Source organism: Sphingomonas cellulosilytica, assembly GCF_052321755.1.
Taxonomy (GTDB): domain Bacteria; phylum Pseudomonadota; class Alphaproteobacteria; order Sphingomonadales; family Sphingomonadaceae; genus Sphingomonas.
The window spans coordinates 171904-187987 of record NZ_JBQRTT010000001.1 but is presented as its reverse complement, the minus strand read 5'-3'; the positions used below and the strand labels follow the sequence as shown (position 1 = coordinate 187987).

The following is a 16084-nucleotide window of genomic DNA, read 5'->3' as shown; positions in this document are numbered from 1 at the left end:
AGATCAGGCGGAAGGGCGAGCGACAAGCGAGATCGGCTTGAAGGCCGTGGTTAGGCGTGTGCCGGCCGACGTCGCAGCGGGCATGAACAGGTCATAGTGTGCCCGCGACGAGCGGAACTGCCAGCGTAGCGCGGCCTTCTGCTCGTCCAGTGCAAGACTGACTTCCCCCGGCTTCAACGCTTCCAGCAGGAGAAGCATGTTCCGAAAATCGGCGGCGGAGACATGAACGGCTTCCATGTCTCCTTCTGCCTTGGCGACCAGCACATTCTCCTTGCTGATCGTCACGCCGAACAACCCATCTTTCAATGAAAGCGATATGGCCTTGCGGGTGCTCGCCGCGCGCTTGATCCGTTCGTGGGCGGCGATGATGCTCATCAGGAAGCCGGTCGGGGCGAGATCGCAGAGGAATTGCGTGACCTCGTCGAAATGGCGATCATCGCGAATGACATGAACCGTGTCGCGCGGCTCGCCCTGCCGGCCGTAGGTCGGTATCCTCGGGCTGAACATCAGGCCACGTCCGCCGAGCTGGTACTTCGGGTGGAGCGCGGCTTCGCTGCGGACATGCCACGTCCGGTCGATCAAGATGCGGCCTGGCTCCGGCGCTTCCTCGGTGATTTCAACCGCATTGCGCTGGGCCGGTTTGTCGAGGTTCAGCCCGAGCTTGCGGTGAACCTGCGGCGGCAGCATCACGTCATAGCCGGGCCACTCATCGAATGGGCTGGCGATGTCCGTGATCCTGACCATATTGCTGGCGCCCGACGCGAGATGGGCCGACACGATCACCGAGTGATCCGGGCGAAAAACGATGTGCGGCTCGGTCTGTCGCTTGGGCGACTTCTTGTCCTTGGGATCGTCGTCGTGAACCTTGACCAAGCCGGTATCGTCCAGCGTGATCGCAATAGTCGCAAGCGTCAGTTCGTGGAGAACCTGCGCGCGACCCTCGCCGATATCCCGGTTCGCCAGTGCCGCCGTCACGTCCTGCACATCGAGGGAGACGTTTGGCACAGCCGCCGTCTCGCCGTCCTTCACCACCGCCAACGCAAAGCTCGATGCCGAAATATTGCCAAGCAGATCGGCGATGCGGCCTTGAACGATGTCTCGGACCTTCTTGCCGTCGAGGCGGATGACGCCGCGCAGATTGCCATCAATGTTTTCGTTCCGTGCCAGATCAGCCAGCTTGCGGAGGCCGCCTATTTCGTCGACCTTGGCGGTCAGCTTCGCCACGCAATCGTCGCTATAGGCCCATGGAAAGCCCGAGCCGGCCGCGATCACCAGCCCCTCCATGCCACTGGCGATCGCGTCCAGCAGTTTGCCTGCATCTTTTCCATCTTTTGGATCGAGGCGATCGAGACGGGTGGCGAGTGTCGCCGCCGCCATCGTGATCTTGCTGCCGCTTGTCCGCAGGCCGACGGCCCTCAACCGAGGTTCGAAATAGCTATTCGACCCGGCTCCGCCGTTTCGCATGTAGTCGATGGAGGCCCTGACCACGACCCGGATCAGCACCTTGTCGCGATTGACCATAACGGTGCCGATGCCTTCGCGGGTTTGCTCCCGCCATCCCTCCTTGCCGTCTTCGTCGAGCTTCGCTTCGGCGGTGGACATGTTGCTTTCGAGCACAGGTTCATCGACCGGCTCGCTTGCCGCGGGCTGCGCGATATTCTTCCTGACCATATACGCCTCTTTGGCTTTGAAGCCGAAAGGCATGGGTGGGGCCGCGAAATCCACACAGCACACCCGCCAACCTTTCGGCTTCTGGGTGCGGCTGCGCGCCGCTGAAGAGGGTTTGACCCTTGAAGGCCGGACTATGCCGTTGACGCCGGGTTCCCCGTCGCCGCCAAACCACCACCGGGCCTTGCCGTGCCCGCCAGTTCGGCATCCCCTCCTGCGGCATCAGCAGAACGGGCACCCCCATGATCGTCGTCTTGAGAAAAACCTCAACGTCGCGATCACGTCGCAGGCGGTAAAATAGGGGTCGGCCGGTAGCGGGGCAACGGCTTTTCGCGGTCTGTTAAACAGACAGCCTCCCCGATCTGGCGGCGGGAGCCTATATTCGCAGCATGTTTGTCCCCGACCCGTGCCATTCACGTTCGCTAACTGCCGCCGAGGTTGAATTGGCAAAATCGATCTTCGGCACCTCCATCGACTATGGTGATGTGCGGATCGTTCGGCGCAAATGGGCCTTCTTTCAACCGCGCAATGTGACCATGGCCCCATGCGGCAACATACATTTTCATCCGAAAGGCGACAGCTACCGCGATTGCTTCGCCAGCAGTTCAATCGGTTGGCAGGGGCACCTAATCCACGAACTGGTTCACGTCTGGCAATATCAGCGTGGGATCAATCTCGTTCTTCGTCGGCACCCATTCTGCCGTTATCACTATACGATTAAACCCGGATGGAAGCTCGATCGCTACGGCCTGGAGCAGCAAGCCGAGATCGTTCGGCATACCTTTCTAATGTGTCACGGCGTCGTCGTGCCCGGTGCACCACCCTTGCCGACGATGGAAAGCATCTTGCCGTTTCACCCCGGATAGAGGTCGCGCTATCGGCGGGGTGCGCTACTTTATGATAGACGCACCATTTCGTGGATGAAGAGCCCCTGGTCGGCGAGCGCCGCGGCGGCGAAATCCTCGCGATAGCCCTGGCCCTTGGGGTGAAAATGGATGCAGCCGGTCGGCGCCATCACCGTGTCGCGCGGCTGGAAGAACGCCCACTTCCGGCGCGCGATACGCACCGCGTCATAATCGATCGCATCGTGGAAGACGCTCGCGGCGAGCGCGCGCTCGCCCTCGGTCAGGCCGCGCGGCGGGGGCGGGGGCATCAGAAATCCGGCGCGGGGTCGTTCGGCCCCACCAGCGTCACCGGCGCATAGATACGGCCGCCGTTGGCGAAGTTCAGCGTCAGGTTGTAGATGCGCCCGGCCTTCGCCTTGGGGTTGATGTCGAACAGCATGACATGGCGTCCGCCGGGGGCGAAGACGACGTCGGAACGTGCCGGCACGGCGACGCTGGCGAGCGGCTTCATCGCCGCCATGCCGCCGGCCCCGGTCGTGCTCTCGTGCATTTCGGCGCGGATCGCGATGTCGGCGCCGACGTCGATCAGCGTCGCGTTGGAGGGGCCGCCGTGCAGGGTGAAATAGGCTGCGCCCGGACGCCCGGCGACGGCGGGCAGGCGGATCCACGCATCGTCCACCGTCACCCGGTCGGGTTTGCTGCATGCCGACAGCGTCGCCGCCAGTCCCAGCGCCAGTACCCGCCCCGTTATCCGCCCCGTCACCCGCACCGTCACCCGCCCCGTCTCCCGCATCGCCGCTCTCCTTCCCGAAACGGGATCCTTCTCGCATCAGCCCTATGGGCCTCGCCGTCTTGCGGCAAGCGGAACCCCTCCTATATCGCCGCCATGCACGGGAACTTTCGCTGCCGTAACGGGGCAAAGGTTCCATGGCTTTTTTTGCTATTCGTTTTTCGTACGTGAGGGGCTCAGCAAGCACACATGGCTAAAGTAATCGGTATCGACCTCGGCACCACCAACAGCTGCGTCGCGGTGATGGAGGGCGGCAAGCCCAAGGTGATCGAGAATGCGGAAGGCGCGCGTACCACGCCGTCGATCGTCGCCTTCGCCAAGGATGGCGAGCGCCTGGTCGGCCAGCCGGCGAAGCGCCAGGCCGTCACCAACGGTGACAACACGATCTTCGCGGTGAAGCGCCTGATCGGCCGCCGCTTCGACGATCCGATCACCAAGAAGGACACCGAGCTGGTCCCGTACCACATCGTGCGCGGCGGTAACGGCGATGCATGGGTGCAGGCGGGCGGCAAGGATTACAGCCCGTCGCAGATCAGCGCCTTCACGCTCCAGAAGATGAAGGAAACCGCCGAATCGTATCTCGGCGAGACGGTCACGCAGGCGGTCATCACCGTGCCGGCGTACTTCAACGACGCGCAGCGCCAGGCGACCAAGGACGCCGGCCAGATCGCCGGCCTCGAAGTGCTGCGCATCATCAACGAGCCGACGGCGGCGGCGCTCGCCTATGGCCTCGAAAAGCAGGACGGCAAGACGATCGCGGTCTACGATCTCGGCGGCGGCACGTTCGACGTCTCGATCCTCGAGATCGGCGACGGCGTGTTCGAGGTGAAGGCGACCAACGGCGATACCTTCCTGGGCGGCGAAGACTTCGACAACAAGCTGGTCGAATATCTCGCCGAAGGCTTCAAGAAGGACGAGGGCATCGACCTCGCCAAGGACAAGCTCGCGCTCCAGCGCCTGAAGGAAGCCGCGGAAAAGGCGAAGATCGAGTTGTCGTCGGCCGCCTCGACCGAGGTCAACCTGCCCTTCATCACCGCCGACCAGAACGGTCCGAAGCATCTCGTCAAGACGATCAGCCGCGCCGATCTGGAGCGTCTGGTCGACAGCCTGATCCAGCGCACGATCGAGCCGATGAAGAAGGCGCTGGCCGATGCCGGCGTCAAGACCGGCGACATCAGCGAAGTGGTCCTCGTCGGCGGCATGACCCGCATGCCCAAGGTCCGCGAAGCGGTGAAGAACTTCTTCGGCAAGGACCCGCACACCGGCGTCAACCCGGATGAGGTCGTCGCGATGGGCGCCGCGATCCAGGCGGGCGTGCTGCAGGGCGACGTCAAGGACGTGCTGCTGCTCGACGTGACGCCGCTGTCGCTCGGCATCGAGACGCTGGGTGGCGTGTTCACCCGCATGATCGACCGCAACACGACGATCCCGACCAAGAAGTCGCAGACCTATTCGACCGCCGACGACAACCAGGGCGCGGTGACGATCCGCGTGTTCCAGGGCGAGCGCGAGATGGCGGCGGACAACAAGCTGCTCGGCCAGTTCGACCTGGTCGGCATTCCGCCGGCGCCGCGCGGCGTGCCGCAGATCGAGGTGACGTTCGACATCGACGCCAACGGCATCGTCAACGTGTCCGCCAAGGACAAGGGCACCGGCAAGGAACAGCAGATCCGCATCCAGGCCTCCGGTGGCCTGTCGGATGCCGACATCGACCAGATGGTCCGCGACGCGGAGAAGTTCGCGGAAGAGGACAAGAAGCGTCGTGCCGGTGCCGAGGCGAAGAACAACGCCGAATCGCTGATCCACACCACCGAGCGCCAGCTTGCCGACAATGGCGACAAGGTGGACGAGTCGCTCAAGTCTGAAATCCAGGCGGCGATCGATGAAGCCAAGAAGGCGGTCGAAGGCGGCGATGCCGACCAGATGACCGAAAAGAGCCAGGCGCTGGCGCAGGTCGCGATGAAGCTCGGCCAGGCGATCTATGAAAAGACGCAGGCTGCCGAAGCCTCACCCCAGGGTGATGCGGCGGGCGAAGCGCCGAAGGACGACGTGGTCGACGCCGAATTCTCGGAAGTCGACGACCACAAGGCGTAAGGACGACTCCGTCCCCCTGCCGCACAACACATGCTTCGGCGTGACTTTTGTGACTTTCCGGCAGGGGGACTTCGGGATGGAACGTGGGGATGATGCAAGGGCACCCCACCCCCGATCCGTTCGCCCTGAGCCTGTCGAAGGGCAGGTGAGACTCACCGTGCTTCGACAGGCTCAGCACGAACGGCGAGCAGTTGGACGGACCTGAATCGTCTCGCGCTAGAGGACGGGCATGAGCACCACAGTCGACTATTACGAACTGCTCGAATGCGAGCGTGATGCGGACGGCGCGACGCTGAAATCGTCGTACCGCAAGCTTGCGATGAAGTATCACCCCGACAAGAATGCCGGGTGCAAGGACAGCGAAGCCAAGTTCAAGGCGGTTAGCGAAGCCTATGAGGTCCTGAAGGACCCGCAGAAGCGCGCGGCCTATGATCGCTACGGCCATGCCGCCTTCCAGAATGGCGGCGGCGGCGGTGGCGGCGCGCAGGATTTCAGCGGCTTTTCCGATATCTTCGAATCGGTGTTCGGCGAATTCATGGGCGGCCGCGGCGGCGGGCGCCAGCCGCAGCGGCGCGGTGCCGATCTGCGCTACGACATGGAGGTCAGCCTGGAAGAGGCGTTCCATGGCAAGCAGACCGAGATCACCGTCGACGTCTCCGCGCAATGCGACACCTGCCACGGTTCGGGCGCGAAGCCCGGCACGCATGCCTCGACCTGCCGCCAGTGCAACGGCCACGGCAAGGTGCGCGCGCAGCAGGGGTTCTTCGTCGTCGAGCGCGCCTGTCCGGTGTGTCAGGGGTCGGGCGAGATCATCGCCGATCCGTGTCCCGATTGCCGCGGCGACGGCCGGGTCGACAAGACCAAGACGTTGGCCGTCAACGTGCCGCCCGGCGTCGACGAGGGCACGCGCATCCGCCTGTCGGGTGAGGGCGAGGCGGGGCCGCGTGGCGCACCGCCGGGCGACCTCTACATCTTCCTCCACGTCAAACGGCACGCGATCTTCGAACGCGAAGGCACCACGCTGTTCGCGCGGGCGCCGATCAGCTTCACCACCGCCGCCTTGGGCGGGGCGCTGTCGATCCCGGGCCTCGACGGCCGCACGCATGAGATCAAGATCCCGGCCGGCATCCAGTCGGGCAAGCAGCTGCGCCAGCGCGGCGCCGGCATGCCGGTGCTGCAAGGGCGCGGGCAGGGCGATCTCGTCATCCAGATCGACGTCGAGACGCCGACCAGGCTGACGACGCGCCAGCGCGAATTGCTCGAACTGTTCCGCGAGACCGAGACGGGCGACGAATGCCCGGCGAGCCAGGGCTTCTTCGCCAAGCTGAAGGGCGTATTCGCCGGCGAGTGAAGACTTTCCACAGCGGAAAGTTATCACTTGACGAATTGGAAAGTCGGCGTCACTCTCTTTCCATATCGGAAAGGGAGTGACGTCGTGGAACCCAATAGCGAAGCCGCAGCCCAGGCGCTGGCATTCATCGAACAATCCCGCGTGAAGCTGGCGGCGGCATCGGACACCCCGCCGCTGCGCCATCTCGCCTTTGCCGCGCTGATGGGGGTGCTGGTCGCCAGCCCTGCGGTGCCCTTGCCCTTCCGGTTCGTCGTGCTGGTCGGCATCTTCGCGGCGATCGCGTGGATCATCCGCTGGGATCGCAAGCGGATGGGCATGTTCATCAACGGCTATCGTGCCGGCCGCACTCGCTGGGTGACGGGCGCCTTGCTGCTGGTGATCCTGCCGCTGCACATGCTCGGCCTGTGGCTGGCGCTCGACCGCGGGATCGGCTGGGCGCCGCTGCCGCTGGGGGTGGTGGCCGCCGCAATCGCTTACGGCGGCAGCATCTGGTGGTGCCGCGTGTTCCGGCGCGAGATGCTGGACGGCATCGCATGACCGGCTTCGATCCGGTCATCCATCCGCCGGCCCGCCTTCAGATCATGGCGGTGCTGACCGAGGTGCAGGATGCCGAATTCGCCCTGCTGCGCACGACCACGGGGGTCAGCGATTCGGTGCTGTCCAAGCATCTCGGCGCGCTGGTCGAGGCCGGCTATGTCGCCCTGCGCAAGGGGCCGAGCGATGGCCGCTCGCGGACTTGGGCGGCTGCGACGCGTGGCGGACGCAAGGCCTTCGCAGCCCATGTCGCGGCGCTGACCGTGCTCGCCAACCTCACCCAGCGGATCGCTGCGGAGTGATCCTGCCGGCTGCCCCGTTTGGCGCCCGACGGAGCGGGCGGCGAAGACGGGCAGCCAGGCCGCTTGGTTCACAGGGTCGAAACGATGACCCCGATCACCAGCGCCTGAGCCGCGATCGCCAGCGCGCTGCTGGCCGCGGTTTCGAACATACGCATGGATGACATCTCCTGACCGGAAGAATATCCGGTAAGCGCTGCTTTAAATTCGTTACGCTATGGCGCAACATTGTTGCCTGCACGCAAGCGTGCGTTCCGTGCAACCGTTCCGGACATAAATGGGGCCACGGGGCGGGAAACAGCAGCTTGCTTGCCATGTCTGGGCAAAGCGGGTCAGATCGGTCATCATTGTTGGAGATGCCGATGTTCCGTGCCCTGACGCTGACGTTCGCCGCCGCGGCGCTGACGTTGCCCGCCCTGCCGCTCGCCGCCGCCACCGCGCCGCGCGTGCCGGTCGCGACGTTCAACCAGCTGCCACAGCCGCTGCCCTTGCCCTACGATGCCAATGCCGATGCCAGGGCGGCCGTCGCCGCGGCCAAGGCGCGGGCGCTGAAGGGCAACAAGAAGCTGCTGATCGACCTCGGCGGCAATTGGTGCCTCGACTGCCGCCTGCTCGCCGGGGTGATGCACCTGCCTGCCATGCACGGCTTCATGGCGAAGCATTACGAGGTGGTGGCGGTGGACATCGGCCGCTTCGACAAGAACCTCGACATCCCGGCGCGCTACGGGATCAAGGGCCGGCTGGCCGGCGTGCCCGCGCTGCTGATCGTCGATCCCAAGACCGACCGCGTGGTCAACGCCGGCCGCGAGACGGCACTGGCGGATGCGCGCTCGCTATCGCCGCAGGGCCTCGCCGACTGGCTCGCCCGCTGGGTGTGACGCGACTCCAATCCTCCCCGGCACGGGGAGGGGGACCGTTCGGCGCAGCCGAATGGTGGAGGGGGCTCTCCACATAGCGTGTCGTCGGTGGAGGCCCCCTCCCCGTGCCGGGGAGGATCCGGTTACTTGCCGAACACCCGGGCGAAGATCGTGTCGACGTGGCGCAGGTGGTAGCCGAGGTCGAACTTCTCCTCCAACTCGGCGGGCGACAGCGCCACGGTCACCTCCGCATCGGCCTTCAGCAGGTCGAGCAGCGACAGCGCGCCGTCCGATTCCCACACCTTCATCGCGTTGCGCTGCACCAGGCGATAGGCATCCTCGCGGCTCACCCCCGCCTGGGTCAGCGCCAGAAGCACGCGCTGCGAATGGACGAGGCCGCCCATCTTGTTGAGGTTCTTGTCCATCCGCTCGGGGTAGACGAGCAGCTTGTCGATCACCCCGGTCAGCCGCGCCAGCGCGAAGTCGAGGGTGATCGTCGCATCCGGCCCGATGTAGCGTTCCACCGACGAATGCGAGATGTCGCGTTCGTGCCACAGCGCGACATTCTCCAGCGCCGGGGTCACATAGCCGCGGACCATGCGGGCCAGCCCGGTCAGGTTCTCGGTCAGCACCGGATTGCGCTTGTGCGGCATCGCCGACGAGCCTTTCTGGCCGGGGCTGAAATATTCCTCCGCCTCCAGCACCTCGGTGCGCTGGAGGTGGCGGACCTCGGTCGCCAGCCGTTCGATCGACGAGGCGATGACGCCCAGCGTCGCGAAGAACATCGCATGCCGGTCGCGCGGGATGACCTGCGTCGAGACGGGCTCGACCGACAGGCCGAGCTTGGCGGCGACATGCGCCTCGACCGCGGGATCGATGTTGGCGAAGGTGCCGACCGCGCCCGAGATCGCGCAGGTGGCGATATCGGCGCGCGCGGCGATGAGGCGCGTGCGGCACCGGTCGAACTCGGCATAGGCCTGCGCGAGCTTCAGGCCGAAGGTGACCGGTTCGGCATGGATGCCGTGGCTGCGGCCGATCGTGGGCGTGAGCTTGTGCTCCACCGCGCGCCGCTCCAGCACCTCCAGCAGCCGGTCGAGGTCGGCGAGCAGGATGTCGGCGGCGCGCGACAGCTGCACCGCAAAGCAGGTGTCGAGCACGTCGGACGAGGTCATGCCCTGGTGCATGAAGCGCGCCTGCTCGCCGACATTCTCCGCCACCCAGGTGAGGAAGGCGATGACGTCGTGCTTGGTCACCGCCTCGATGGCGTCGATCGCCGCGACGTCGATCGCCGGTTCGGTGCGCCACCACGCCCACAGCGCGTCGGCCGCCTCGCGGGGGACGACGCCCAGCTCGGCCAGCGCGTCGGTGGCATGCGCCTCGATCTCGAACCAGATGCGAAAGCGCGCCTCCGGGGTCCAGATCGCGGTCATCTCGGGGCGGGAATAACGGGGGACCATGGTGTTCCTTCGTCCTGCTCGGGCCACGGCTCGTCGTGGCCATGTCCGCGCGACTCGCGGATTTCTGCGGCGCACTAGCAGCGCGCGACGGAGGCGACAATCTCGGCCGGGCCGGAACCATTGCAATCAATGCAGCGATCCCCATTTTGAAATCTGCACGCCGGGTCGGGCAATCGATCCCGTGCAGAGTTCATGTTGAACAATGGGAGACAGATAATGCTGAAATATGCTCTTCTCGCCGGAGTGATGACGATTGCTGCGCCGGCACTGGCGCAGACGCAAACCAATACTGCACCGGCGCAAGCCGCACCTGCGCAGACGGCGCCGACGCAGGCGGCTCCGGCCAACGTACCGCAGGGCGCCCCGGTCGCCGACCCGCAGGCGTCGCCGGCCACGCCGATGGATTCAACCGCCGCGGCCGACCAGCAGGCAACCCCCGGTACGCCAGAAACCCAGACGGCGACGGCCGAACCGGCCGCCGGTGGCGATCAGGTGGCAAGCGTCGTCCAGACCGAGTTCCCGACCTATGACGCGAACAAGGACGGCAAGCTCGAAAAGACCGAGTTCGCCAGCTGGATGGTCAAGCTGAAGCAGGCGAGCGATCCCAAGGCGAGCGCGACCAGCGCCGAAACCAAGTCGTGGGTCAATGCCGCCTTCGCCCAGGCCGACAAGGACAAGAACAAGTCCGTGTCGCAGCCCGAACTGGTCGGTTTCCTGAGCCAGGCCAAGTCCTGATCCTCGGATAACCGATGACGAAGAGGCCGCCGGAGCGATCCGGCGGCCTTTTTCCCATCTACGGCATATCGGGAAAGATCGTCAGATCAGTCCTTGCGCCTTCAGGCTGACATGCCCGTTGCGGCCCATGATGATATGGTCGTGCACGACGATGCCCAACGGTTCGCCGGCGCTGGCGATGGCACGGGTGACCGTGATGTCGGCGCGGCTGGGGGAGGGGTCGCCCGAGGGATGGTTGTGGACGAGGATGATCGCCGCCGAACCCAGGTCGATGGCCCGCCGGATCACTTCGCGGATGTGAACGGCGGCCTGGTCGATCGACCCTTCGCTCATCACCTCGTCGCGGATCAGCATGTTGCGGGTGTTGAGGTGGAGCACGCGAAAGCGCTCGATCGTGTGATGCGCCATGTCGGCGCGCAGGTAATCGAGCAGCGCCTGCCAGTTGGCGAGGATCGGCTGCTCGGCCACGGTCGCCTTGAGCAGCCGGATGGCGATCGCATGCGCGATCTTGATCGCCGCCGCCGATTTTTCGCTCACCCCCGCCACCCGCATCAGCGCCTCGGCGTCCGCGGTCAGCATGCCGCCGATCCCGCCGAACTCGCGCAGCAGCGCCTTGGCGGTCGGCTTGGTATCCCGGCGCGGAATGACCAGCGTCAGCAGATATTCGATCAACTCGTGATCGAGCAGCGTCTCGCCGCCCCCGGTCAGCAACCGCCCACGCAGCCGCTCGCGATGGCCGGCATTGTCGTCGGGAGGGGGATCGGCGGCCATTGCCGGTCGAGGGTAGGGCGGGAACGGTGCGGCGACAATGCTGCGATCCGAAGAAGAGCTGCATGGCGCCGCATGTACGCGCCAAGCATCGGGAAAGCAGACATTTGTTCACGCGGAGGCGCGGAGGCGCGGAGATATTGCGCGCGGCAGCGCTATGGAATCTCGAGCCGGCGATGATCGCGCGCCGCATCCTCGGCCAAGTGCGACATCTCCGCGCCTCCGCGCCTCCGCGCCTCCGCGTGAAAGCGCCGGTGTTCAGGGCGCCCTGAACCGCCGGTCCCGCAAAGGACCGATACGGGCCGCCCGCAATTGCGCCGTGGTCACGACAGCGCTTATGGTGCCCGGCGATGGTCGAGGGCGCGGATGAGTTGAACGATACGCCCCGCCGCCCCCGCCTTGCCCGGCGGCAATGGGTCGGCATCGCGATCGGCCTGATCCTGCTGCTGGCATGCATCGCCTTGTGGATGGCCCGCAAGCCGATCGCCGCGCGCGTCATCGATCGCGAACTGGCGAAGCGCGGTGTCGCCGCCCGCTACGGTATCCGGGATCTCGGCCTCGGTCGGCAGCGGCTGACCGATGTGGTGATCGGCGATCCTGCGCATCCCGATCTCGTCGCCGACTGGCTGGAGGCGGAGACGCATGTCGGGCTGGATGGCGCGCGGCTGGTCGGCGTGCGTGCCGGCCATGTGCGGGTGCGGGGGCGCGTGGTCGACGGGCGATTGTCGCTCGGCGCGCTCGACCGGCTGATGCCGCCGCCTTCGGGCAAGCCGTTCGCCCTGCCGGCGCTCGACCTGAACGTCGCGGACGGACGGATGCGGCTGGAGACACCGGCGGGGGTGGTCGGTGTACGGCTGTCCGGCAACGGGCGGCTCGACGACGGGTTCAGCGGCACGCTGGCGCTGGCCGCCGAGCGGCTGGCGCAGGACGGTTGCAGCCTGCGGGGACTGGGCGCCGCATTCCACCTCGATGTGGCGCGCGGCGCGCCCACGGTCCGCGGGCCGGTACGCATCGCGCAGGCAAACTGCGGCGGCGCCAGCGTGCAGCAAGCCCGCGCCGATCTCAACCTGACGCTGGCGCCGGCTCTGGACGGCTGGAACGGCCGGGCGCGGCTCGCCACCGGCGTGGTGGCGGGCAGCGGCGCGCGTGCGGCGGCGCTGGCGGGAACGGTCGCCTTCGACGGCACCGCCCGATCGACGTCCGGTACCCTGGACCTGGCCGCCGCCCGCGCCGCCATCGCGGCCGGCCAGGCGGAGGCGCTGGCGATCCGCGGCGATTATCGTATCGGCGAAGGGCAGCGCTTCGCCGGAACCGTCAGCGGGCGCGGAATGCGTTTGGCGGCGGCGCGAACGCTCGACGCGGAGGCCGCCGGAGCGGGCACGCCGCTCGCTCCGCTCGTCACGGCGGCGACGCACGCGGCGCGACGCGCGGCGGAGCATTTCGACGGTGAGGCGAAGCTCGCGGTGCAGATGGCCGGTGGCGCCGGCGAGGCGCGGATCGCGCAGGTCGCACTGGCCTCGGACAGCGGCGCCCGCCTGCGCCTTTCCGGCGGCACGGGGGTGACGATCGACTGGCCGCAGGCGCGGGTACGCCTCGACACGGCATTGGCGATGGGCGGCGGCGGCCTGCCCGATGCGCGGGTGACGCTGGCGCAATCCGCGGCGGGTGCGCCGATCCGCGGGCGGGGGACCGTGGCGCCATATGCGGCCGGCGGCGCGACACTGGCGCTGACGCCGGTCGAATTCACCGCCACGCCGGGCGGCGCGACGCGGGTGACGACGCGCGCGACGCTGTCCGGGCCGCTTGGCGATGGCCGTGTCGACGGGCTGTCGCTGCCGCTCGACCTGCGTTGGGACGGGCGACGCCGGGTGGCGATCAACTCCTCCTGCGGGGCGCTGGGGATCCGGCGGCTGGCGGTGGCGGGGCTGGTGCTCGATCCGCTGCGCACGACGCTCTGCCCGCTGTCGGGGGCGATGGTGACGTTCGCCGATGGGCGGGCGACCGGCGGCGTGCGGCTGCCGGCCGTGCAGCTCGCCGGCCGCCTGGGGCAGACGCCGCTGACCGTGGCGGCGAGCGGTGCGCAGCTGCGGCTGGCCGATCGCGGCTTCGTCGTCGACGGCGTCGCCACCCGGCTGGGCAGCGCGGAGCGGGTGACGCGGATCGATCTCGGTCAGTTGACCGGCCGGCTGGCGGGCGCGGCCGTGGCGGGCACCTTCACCGGCGGTAGCGGGCAGATCGCCAACGTGCCGCTGTTGCTCGGTGCGGCGGCGGGCGACTGGTCGCTGCGCGGCGGCGCGCTGCACCTCACGGGCGCGATGACGGTCAGCGATGCCGCGTCCGCGCCGCGCTTCAACCCGATGGAGGCGCGGGCAGTGGCGCTCGATCTCGCCGACGGGGCGATCCACGCCACCGGCACGCTCTACGAACCGACCAAAAGCGTGAAGGTCGCCGACGTCACCATCGCGCATGCGCTGGCGGCGGGCAGCGGCACGGCGGATATCGCCGTACCGGGCATCACCTTCGCCAAGGATTTCCAGCCCGACCTGCTCACCCGCCTGACCTATGGCGTCGTCGCCGATGTGCGCGCCCGGGTAACCGGAGAGGGGCATATCGCCTGGCAACCGGAGGGCGTCACCTCCACCGGCACCTTCGCCACCCGGGACGCCGCGCTCGCTGCCGCCTTCGGTCCGGTCAGCGGCATCACCACCACGATCCGTTTCACCGATCTGCTCAGCCTCGCCAGTGCGCCGCAGCAGGTGGCGACGATCAAGACGGTCAATCCCGGTATCGCGGTCAACGACGGCACGATCGTCTATCAGCTGCTGCCCGATACGCGCGTGCAGATCGACAGCGGCGTGTGGCCGTTCGCCGGCGGCAAGATGACGCTGCTGCCGACCACGCTCGACTTCGCCCAGGCCGGATCGCGGCGCATGACCTTCCGCCTCGAAGGGGTGCAGGCGGATCGCTTCCTCGCCCAGTTCGACTTCAAGAACCTCGATGCCACCGGCGTCTTCGACGGCGAGCTGCCGATGGTGTTCGACATCGCGGGCGGCCGGATCGAGAACGGATCGCTGACGGTGCGGCCCGGCGGCGGCTCGATCGCCTATGTCGGCGACCTGACGCAGAAGGACCTTGGCCTGTGGGGTAACATCGCCTTCCAGGCACTGAAATCCCTGCGCTACCGCAACCTCACCATCGCGATGAACGGCCCGCTGTCGGGGGAGATGGTGACGCAGGTGCGCTTCGCCGGCGTGACGCAGGGGCAGGGCGCCAAGAGCAACTTCCTCGTCCGCCGCCTGCAGAGGCTGCCGTTCGTCTTCAACGTGCGGATAGAGGCGCCCTTCCGCGGGCTGCTCGATTCGGCGCAGTCCTTCTACGACCCGCGGCGGCTGATCCAGCGCAACCTGCCCGCCCTGCTCGAACGACAGCAGCAGCAGCAACGGCAGGCCGTGCCGGCGACGCCGCCTATTCAGCCTCCCGCAAGCGGAACCGTGCCATGAGCGAAACAGGATTGAAGATGGTGGAGCGAATCACGACATTGCGGCTGTTGCAGGCTACGATCGGGATGGGATTGGCGGCGGCGTCGGCGGGGTGCATCAACGTGTCGGCACCCGACAAGCCGATCCAGATCAACCTGAACATCAGCGTGACGCAGGAAGTGGTCTATCGCCTCGATGGCGAGGCGAAGTCGCTCATCAAAGAGAATCCGGGGATATTCTGATATGAAGACAGGTCTTTTGACGGTTGCCGGCGTGGTGGCTCTCACCGGCCTGTCCGCGGCGGCCATGGCGCAGCGCGATCCCGCCTATGCGGCGGCGCGCGAGGCGAAGCAGGTCGGCGAACAACCCGACGGCTATCTTGGCGTGGTGAGCGGCGGCGCTGCGGTGCAGGCGCTGGTCCGCGACATCAACATCAAGCGCAAGGCGGCCTATACCGCCAGTGCGCAGGCGAGCGGCTCTACCGTGGAGCAGTTCGCCTTCACCACCGGGTGCAACCTCGTCGCCCGCGTGCCGGTCGGGGAAATGTACAAGACGCCGTCGGGCCAGTGGAAGGAAAACACCGGCACGCCGGAACTCGACGGCCGATGCAAGTAGCGCAGTAATTCCTCCCTCGCTTTAGCGGGGGAGGGCGACCGCGCCCGCAGGGCGTGGTGGAGGGGGCGTCTCCGCAAGCGCGACGCGGTTGCTTGCCTCCCCCTCCGTCAGCTTCGCTGCCACCTCCCCCTGGCGGGGGAGGAATCAAGGGCGGTTGACACCCCGGCACCCCACACCTAAACGGGCCACGCCTTGGCGGGATCGGTCGCCCTGCGCGCTTTCTCCCCCGGCTGAAACATACAGGCGAGGGTGCGCGCGTGGCGGAAGACGATACCGGACGAGACTTCACCAGCGCGGAGGATCCGCGGCTTTCCGCGCTCGATGAGCGGCTGAAGGAAGCCCGGCATCAGGAAGCGTTGCGGACGGGGCAGGGGGCGCCGAACGCCGATGCGGGATATTCGCTCGGCAATCGCGTGCTCGCCGCCCTGATCGGAAGCCTCGTCGGCAGCGCGCTGATCGGCTGGTGTATCGACCACTGGTTCGGCACGGGTCCATGGGCGCTGATCGTGATGCTGTTCCTCGGAATAGCCGTCGCGTTCAGGCAGATCATTCGAATAGCAGGCGAACGCCCGGCATAACCGGGCGTTTGTCG

The 16084-nt window shown here is 67.0% G+C and carries 15 protein-coding genes and 1 pseudogene; 11 read left to right on the top strand and 5 right to left on the bottom strand.

The window, feature by feature from the left end:
• Window positions 1-3 precede the first annotated feature (3 nt).
• Window positions 4-1704: a hypothetical protein gene (locus tag ACTZQ5_RS00875; protein WP_443583263.1), complete on the bottom strand. Its 1701-nt coding sequence runs from the start codon at window positions 1702-1704 to the stop codon at window positions 4-6.
• Between the two features lie 353 nt (window positions 1705-2057).
• Between ACTZQ5_RS00875 and ACTZQ5_RS00870 the strand changes: the two genes are divergently transcribed.
• Entirely contained in the window at window positions 2058-2534 is a 477-nt protein-coding gene (locus ACTZQ5_RS00870; RefSeq protein ID WP_443583262.1) for a vgr related protein, read from the top strand.
• 35 nt (window positions 2535-2569) lie between these two features.
• On the opposite strand, the pseudogene ACTZQ5_RS00865 reads toward ACTZQ5_RS00870, so the two are convergent.
• Together ACTZQ5_RS00865 and ACTZQ5_RS00860 are read right to left on the bottom strand one after the other, a co-directional pair.
• A pseudogene (locus tag ACTZQ5_RS00865) lies at window positions 2570-2821 on the bottom strand (vgr related protein); the annotation flags it as partial.
• Entirely contained in the window at window positions 2821-3306 is a 486-nt protein-coding gene (locus tag ACTZQ5_RS00860; RefSeq protein WP_443583261.1) for a copper chaperone PCu(A)C, read from the bottom strand. The pseudogene ACTZQ5_RS00865 and the gene ACTZQ5_RS00860, both read right to left, overlap by 1 nt.
• 186 nt (window positions 3307-3492) lie before the next feature.
• On the opposite strand from ACTZQ5_RS00860, the gene dnaK reads away from it, so the two are divergent.
• The 5 genes from dnaK to ACTZQ5_RS00835 all read left to right on the top strand — a co-directional run bounded on the left by dnaK (window position 3493) and on the right by ACTZQ5_RS00835 (window position 8459).
• The gene (gene dnaK, locus ACTZQ5_RS00855; RefSeq protein ID WP_443583260.1) at window positions 3493-5397 is read left to right on the top strand and encodes a molecular chaperone DnaK; all 1905 of its coding nucleotides are present in this window, start codon (window positions 3493-3495) and stop codon (window positions 5395-5397) included.
• 229 nt (window positions 5398-5626) lie between these two features.
• Window positions 5627-6748: a molecular chaperone DnaJ gene (gene dnaJ / locus ACTZQ5_RS00850; RefSeq protein WP_443583259.1), complete on the top strand. Its 1122-nt coding sequence runs from the start codon at window positions 5627-5629 to the stop codon at window positions 6746-6748.
• Between the two features lie 84 nt (window positions 6749-6832).
• Complete coding sequence (locus ACTZQ5_RS00845) at window positions 6833-7285, top strand: hypothetical protein (RefSeq protein ID WP_443583258.1); 453 nt, start codon at window positions 6833-6835, stop codon at window positions 7283-7285.
• Window positions 7282-7584, top strand: a complete 303-nt coding sequence (locus ACTZQ5_RS00840; protein ID WP_443583257.1) for a transcriptional regulator — start codon at window positions 7282-7284, stop codon at window positions 7582-7584. Before ACTZQ5_RS00845 ends, ACTZQ5_RS00840 begins: the two co-directional genes overlap by 4 nt.
• Before the next feature lie 359 nt (window positions 7585-7943).
• Entirely contained in the window at window positions 7944-8459 is a 516-nt protein-coding gene (locus tag ACTZQ5_RS00835; RefSeq protein ID WP_443583256.1) for a thioredoxin family protein, read from the top strand.
• Window positions 8460-8581: 122 nt separating this feature from the next.
• On the opposite strand, the gene purB is transcribed toward ACTZQ5_RS00835, so the two are convergent.
• Window positions 8582-9895, bottom strand: a complete 1314-nt coding sequence (purB, locus tag ACTZQ5_RS00830; RefSeq protein WP_443583255.1) for an adenylosuccinate lyase — start codon at window positions 9893-9895, stop codon at window positions 8582-8584.
• A gap of 246 nt (window positions 9896-10141) precedes the next feature.
• Here purB and ACTZQ5_RS00825 point away from each other — a divergent pair, with 246 nt between their 5' ends.
• Entirely contained in the window at window positions 10142-10630 is a 489-nt protein-coding gene (locus ACTZQ5_RS00825; RefSeq protein WP_443583254.1) for an EF-hand domain-containing protein, read from the top strand.
• A gap of 81 nt (window positions 10631-10711) precedes the next feature.
• On the opposite strand, the gene radC is transcribed toward ACTZQ5_RS00825, so the two are convergent.
• Window positions 10712-11401: a RadC family protein gene (gene radC, locus ACTZQ5_RS00820; protein ID WP_443583253.1), complete on the bottom strand. Its 690-nt coding sequence runs from the start codon at window positions 11399-11401 to the stop codon at window positions 10712-10714.
• Window positions 11402-11769: 368 nt separating this feature from the next.
• On the opposite strand from radC, the gene ACTZQ5_RS00815 reads away from it, so the two are divergent.
• The 4 genes from ACTZQ5_RS00815 (at window position 11770) to ACTZQ5_RS00800 (ending at window position 16070) form a co-directional block, all read left to right on the top strand.
• A complete protein-coding gene (locus ACTZQ5_RS00815) occupies window positions 11770-14898 on the top strand; it encodes an intermembrane phospholipid transport YdbH family protein (RefSeq protein WP_443583252.1) in 3129 nt (1042 codons plus the stop codon).
• A gap of 65 nt (window positions 14899-14963) precedes the next feature.
• On the top strand, window positions 14964-15119 hold the full coding sequence (locus ACTZQ5_RS00810; protein WP_443583693.1) for a YnbE family lipoprotein: 156 nt from the start codon (window positions 14964-14966) through the stop codon (window positions 15117-15119).
• A 1-nt stretch (window position 15120) separates the two neighbouring features.
• Window positions 15121-15492, top strand: a complete 372-nt coding sequence (locus ACTZQ5_RS00805; protein WP_443583251.1) for a YdbL family probable chaperone protein — start codon at window positions 15121-15123, stop codon at window positions 15490-15492.
• A 257-nt stretch (window positions 15493-15749) separates the two neighbouring features.
• Window positions 15750-16070, top strand: coding sequence for an AtpZ/AtpI family protein (locus ACTZQ5_RS00800; RefSeq protein ID WP_443583250.1), 321 nt, complete (start codon window positions 15750-15752; stop codon window positions 16068-16070).
• Window positions 16071-16084 lie beyond the last annotated feature (14 nt).

Coding starts and splice junctions, on each gene's coding strand:
- dnaJ (WP_443583259.1), top strand. CDS start 5,627: ATGAGCACCACAGTCGACTATTACGAACTGCTCGAATGCGAGCGTGAT.
- purB (WP_443583255.1), bottom strand. CDS start 9,895: ATGGTCCCCCGTTATTCCCGCCCCGAGATGACCGCGATCTGGACCCCG.
- ACTZQ5_RS00805 (WP_443583251.1), top strand. CDS start 15,121: ATGAAGACAGGTCTTTTGACGGTTGCCGGCGTGGTGGCTCTCACCGGC.
- ACTZQ5_RS00810 (WP_443583693.1), top strand. CDS start 14,964: ATGGGATTGGCGGCGGCGTCGGCGGGGTGCATCAACGTGTCGGCACCC.
- ACTZQ5_RS00860 (WP_443583261.1), bottom strand. CDS start 3,306: ATGCGGGAGACGGGGCGGGTGACGGTGCGGGTGACGGGGCGGATAACG.
- dnaK (WP_443583260.1), top strand. CDS start 3,493: ATGGCTAAAGTAATCGGTATCGACCTCGGCACCACCAACAGCTGCGTC.
- ACTZQ5_RS00825 (WP_443583254.1), top strand. CDS start 10,142: ATGACGATTGCTGCGCCGGCACTGGCGCAGACGCAAACCAATACTGCA.
- radC (WP_443583253.1), bottom strand. CDS start 11,401: ATGGCCGCCGATCCCCCTCCCGACGACAATGCCGGCCATCGCGAGCGG.
- ACTZQ5_RS00835 (WP_443583256.1), top strand. CDS start 7,944: ATGTTCCGTGCCCTGACGCTGACGTTCGCCGCCGCGGCGCTGACGTTG.
- ACTZQ5_RS00875 (WP_443583263.1), bottom strand. CDS start 1,704: ATGCCTTTCGGCTTCAAAGCCAAAGAGGCGTATATGGTCAGGAAGAAT.
- ACTZQ5_RS00870 (WP_443583262.1), top strand. CDS start 2,058: ATGTTTGTCCCCGACCCGTGCCATTCACGTTCGCTAACTGCCGCCGAG.
- ACTZQ5_RS00840 (WP_443583257.1), top strand. CDS start 7,282: ATGACCGGCTTCGATCCGGTCATCCATCCGCCGGCCCGCCTTCAGATC.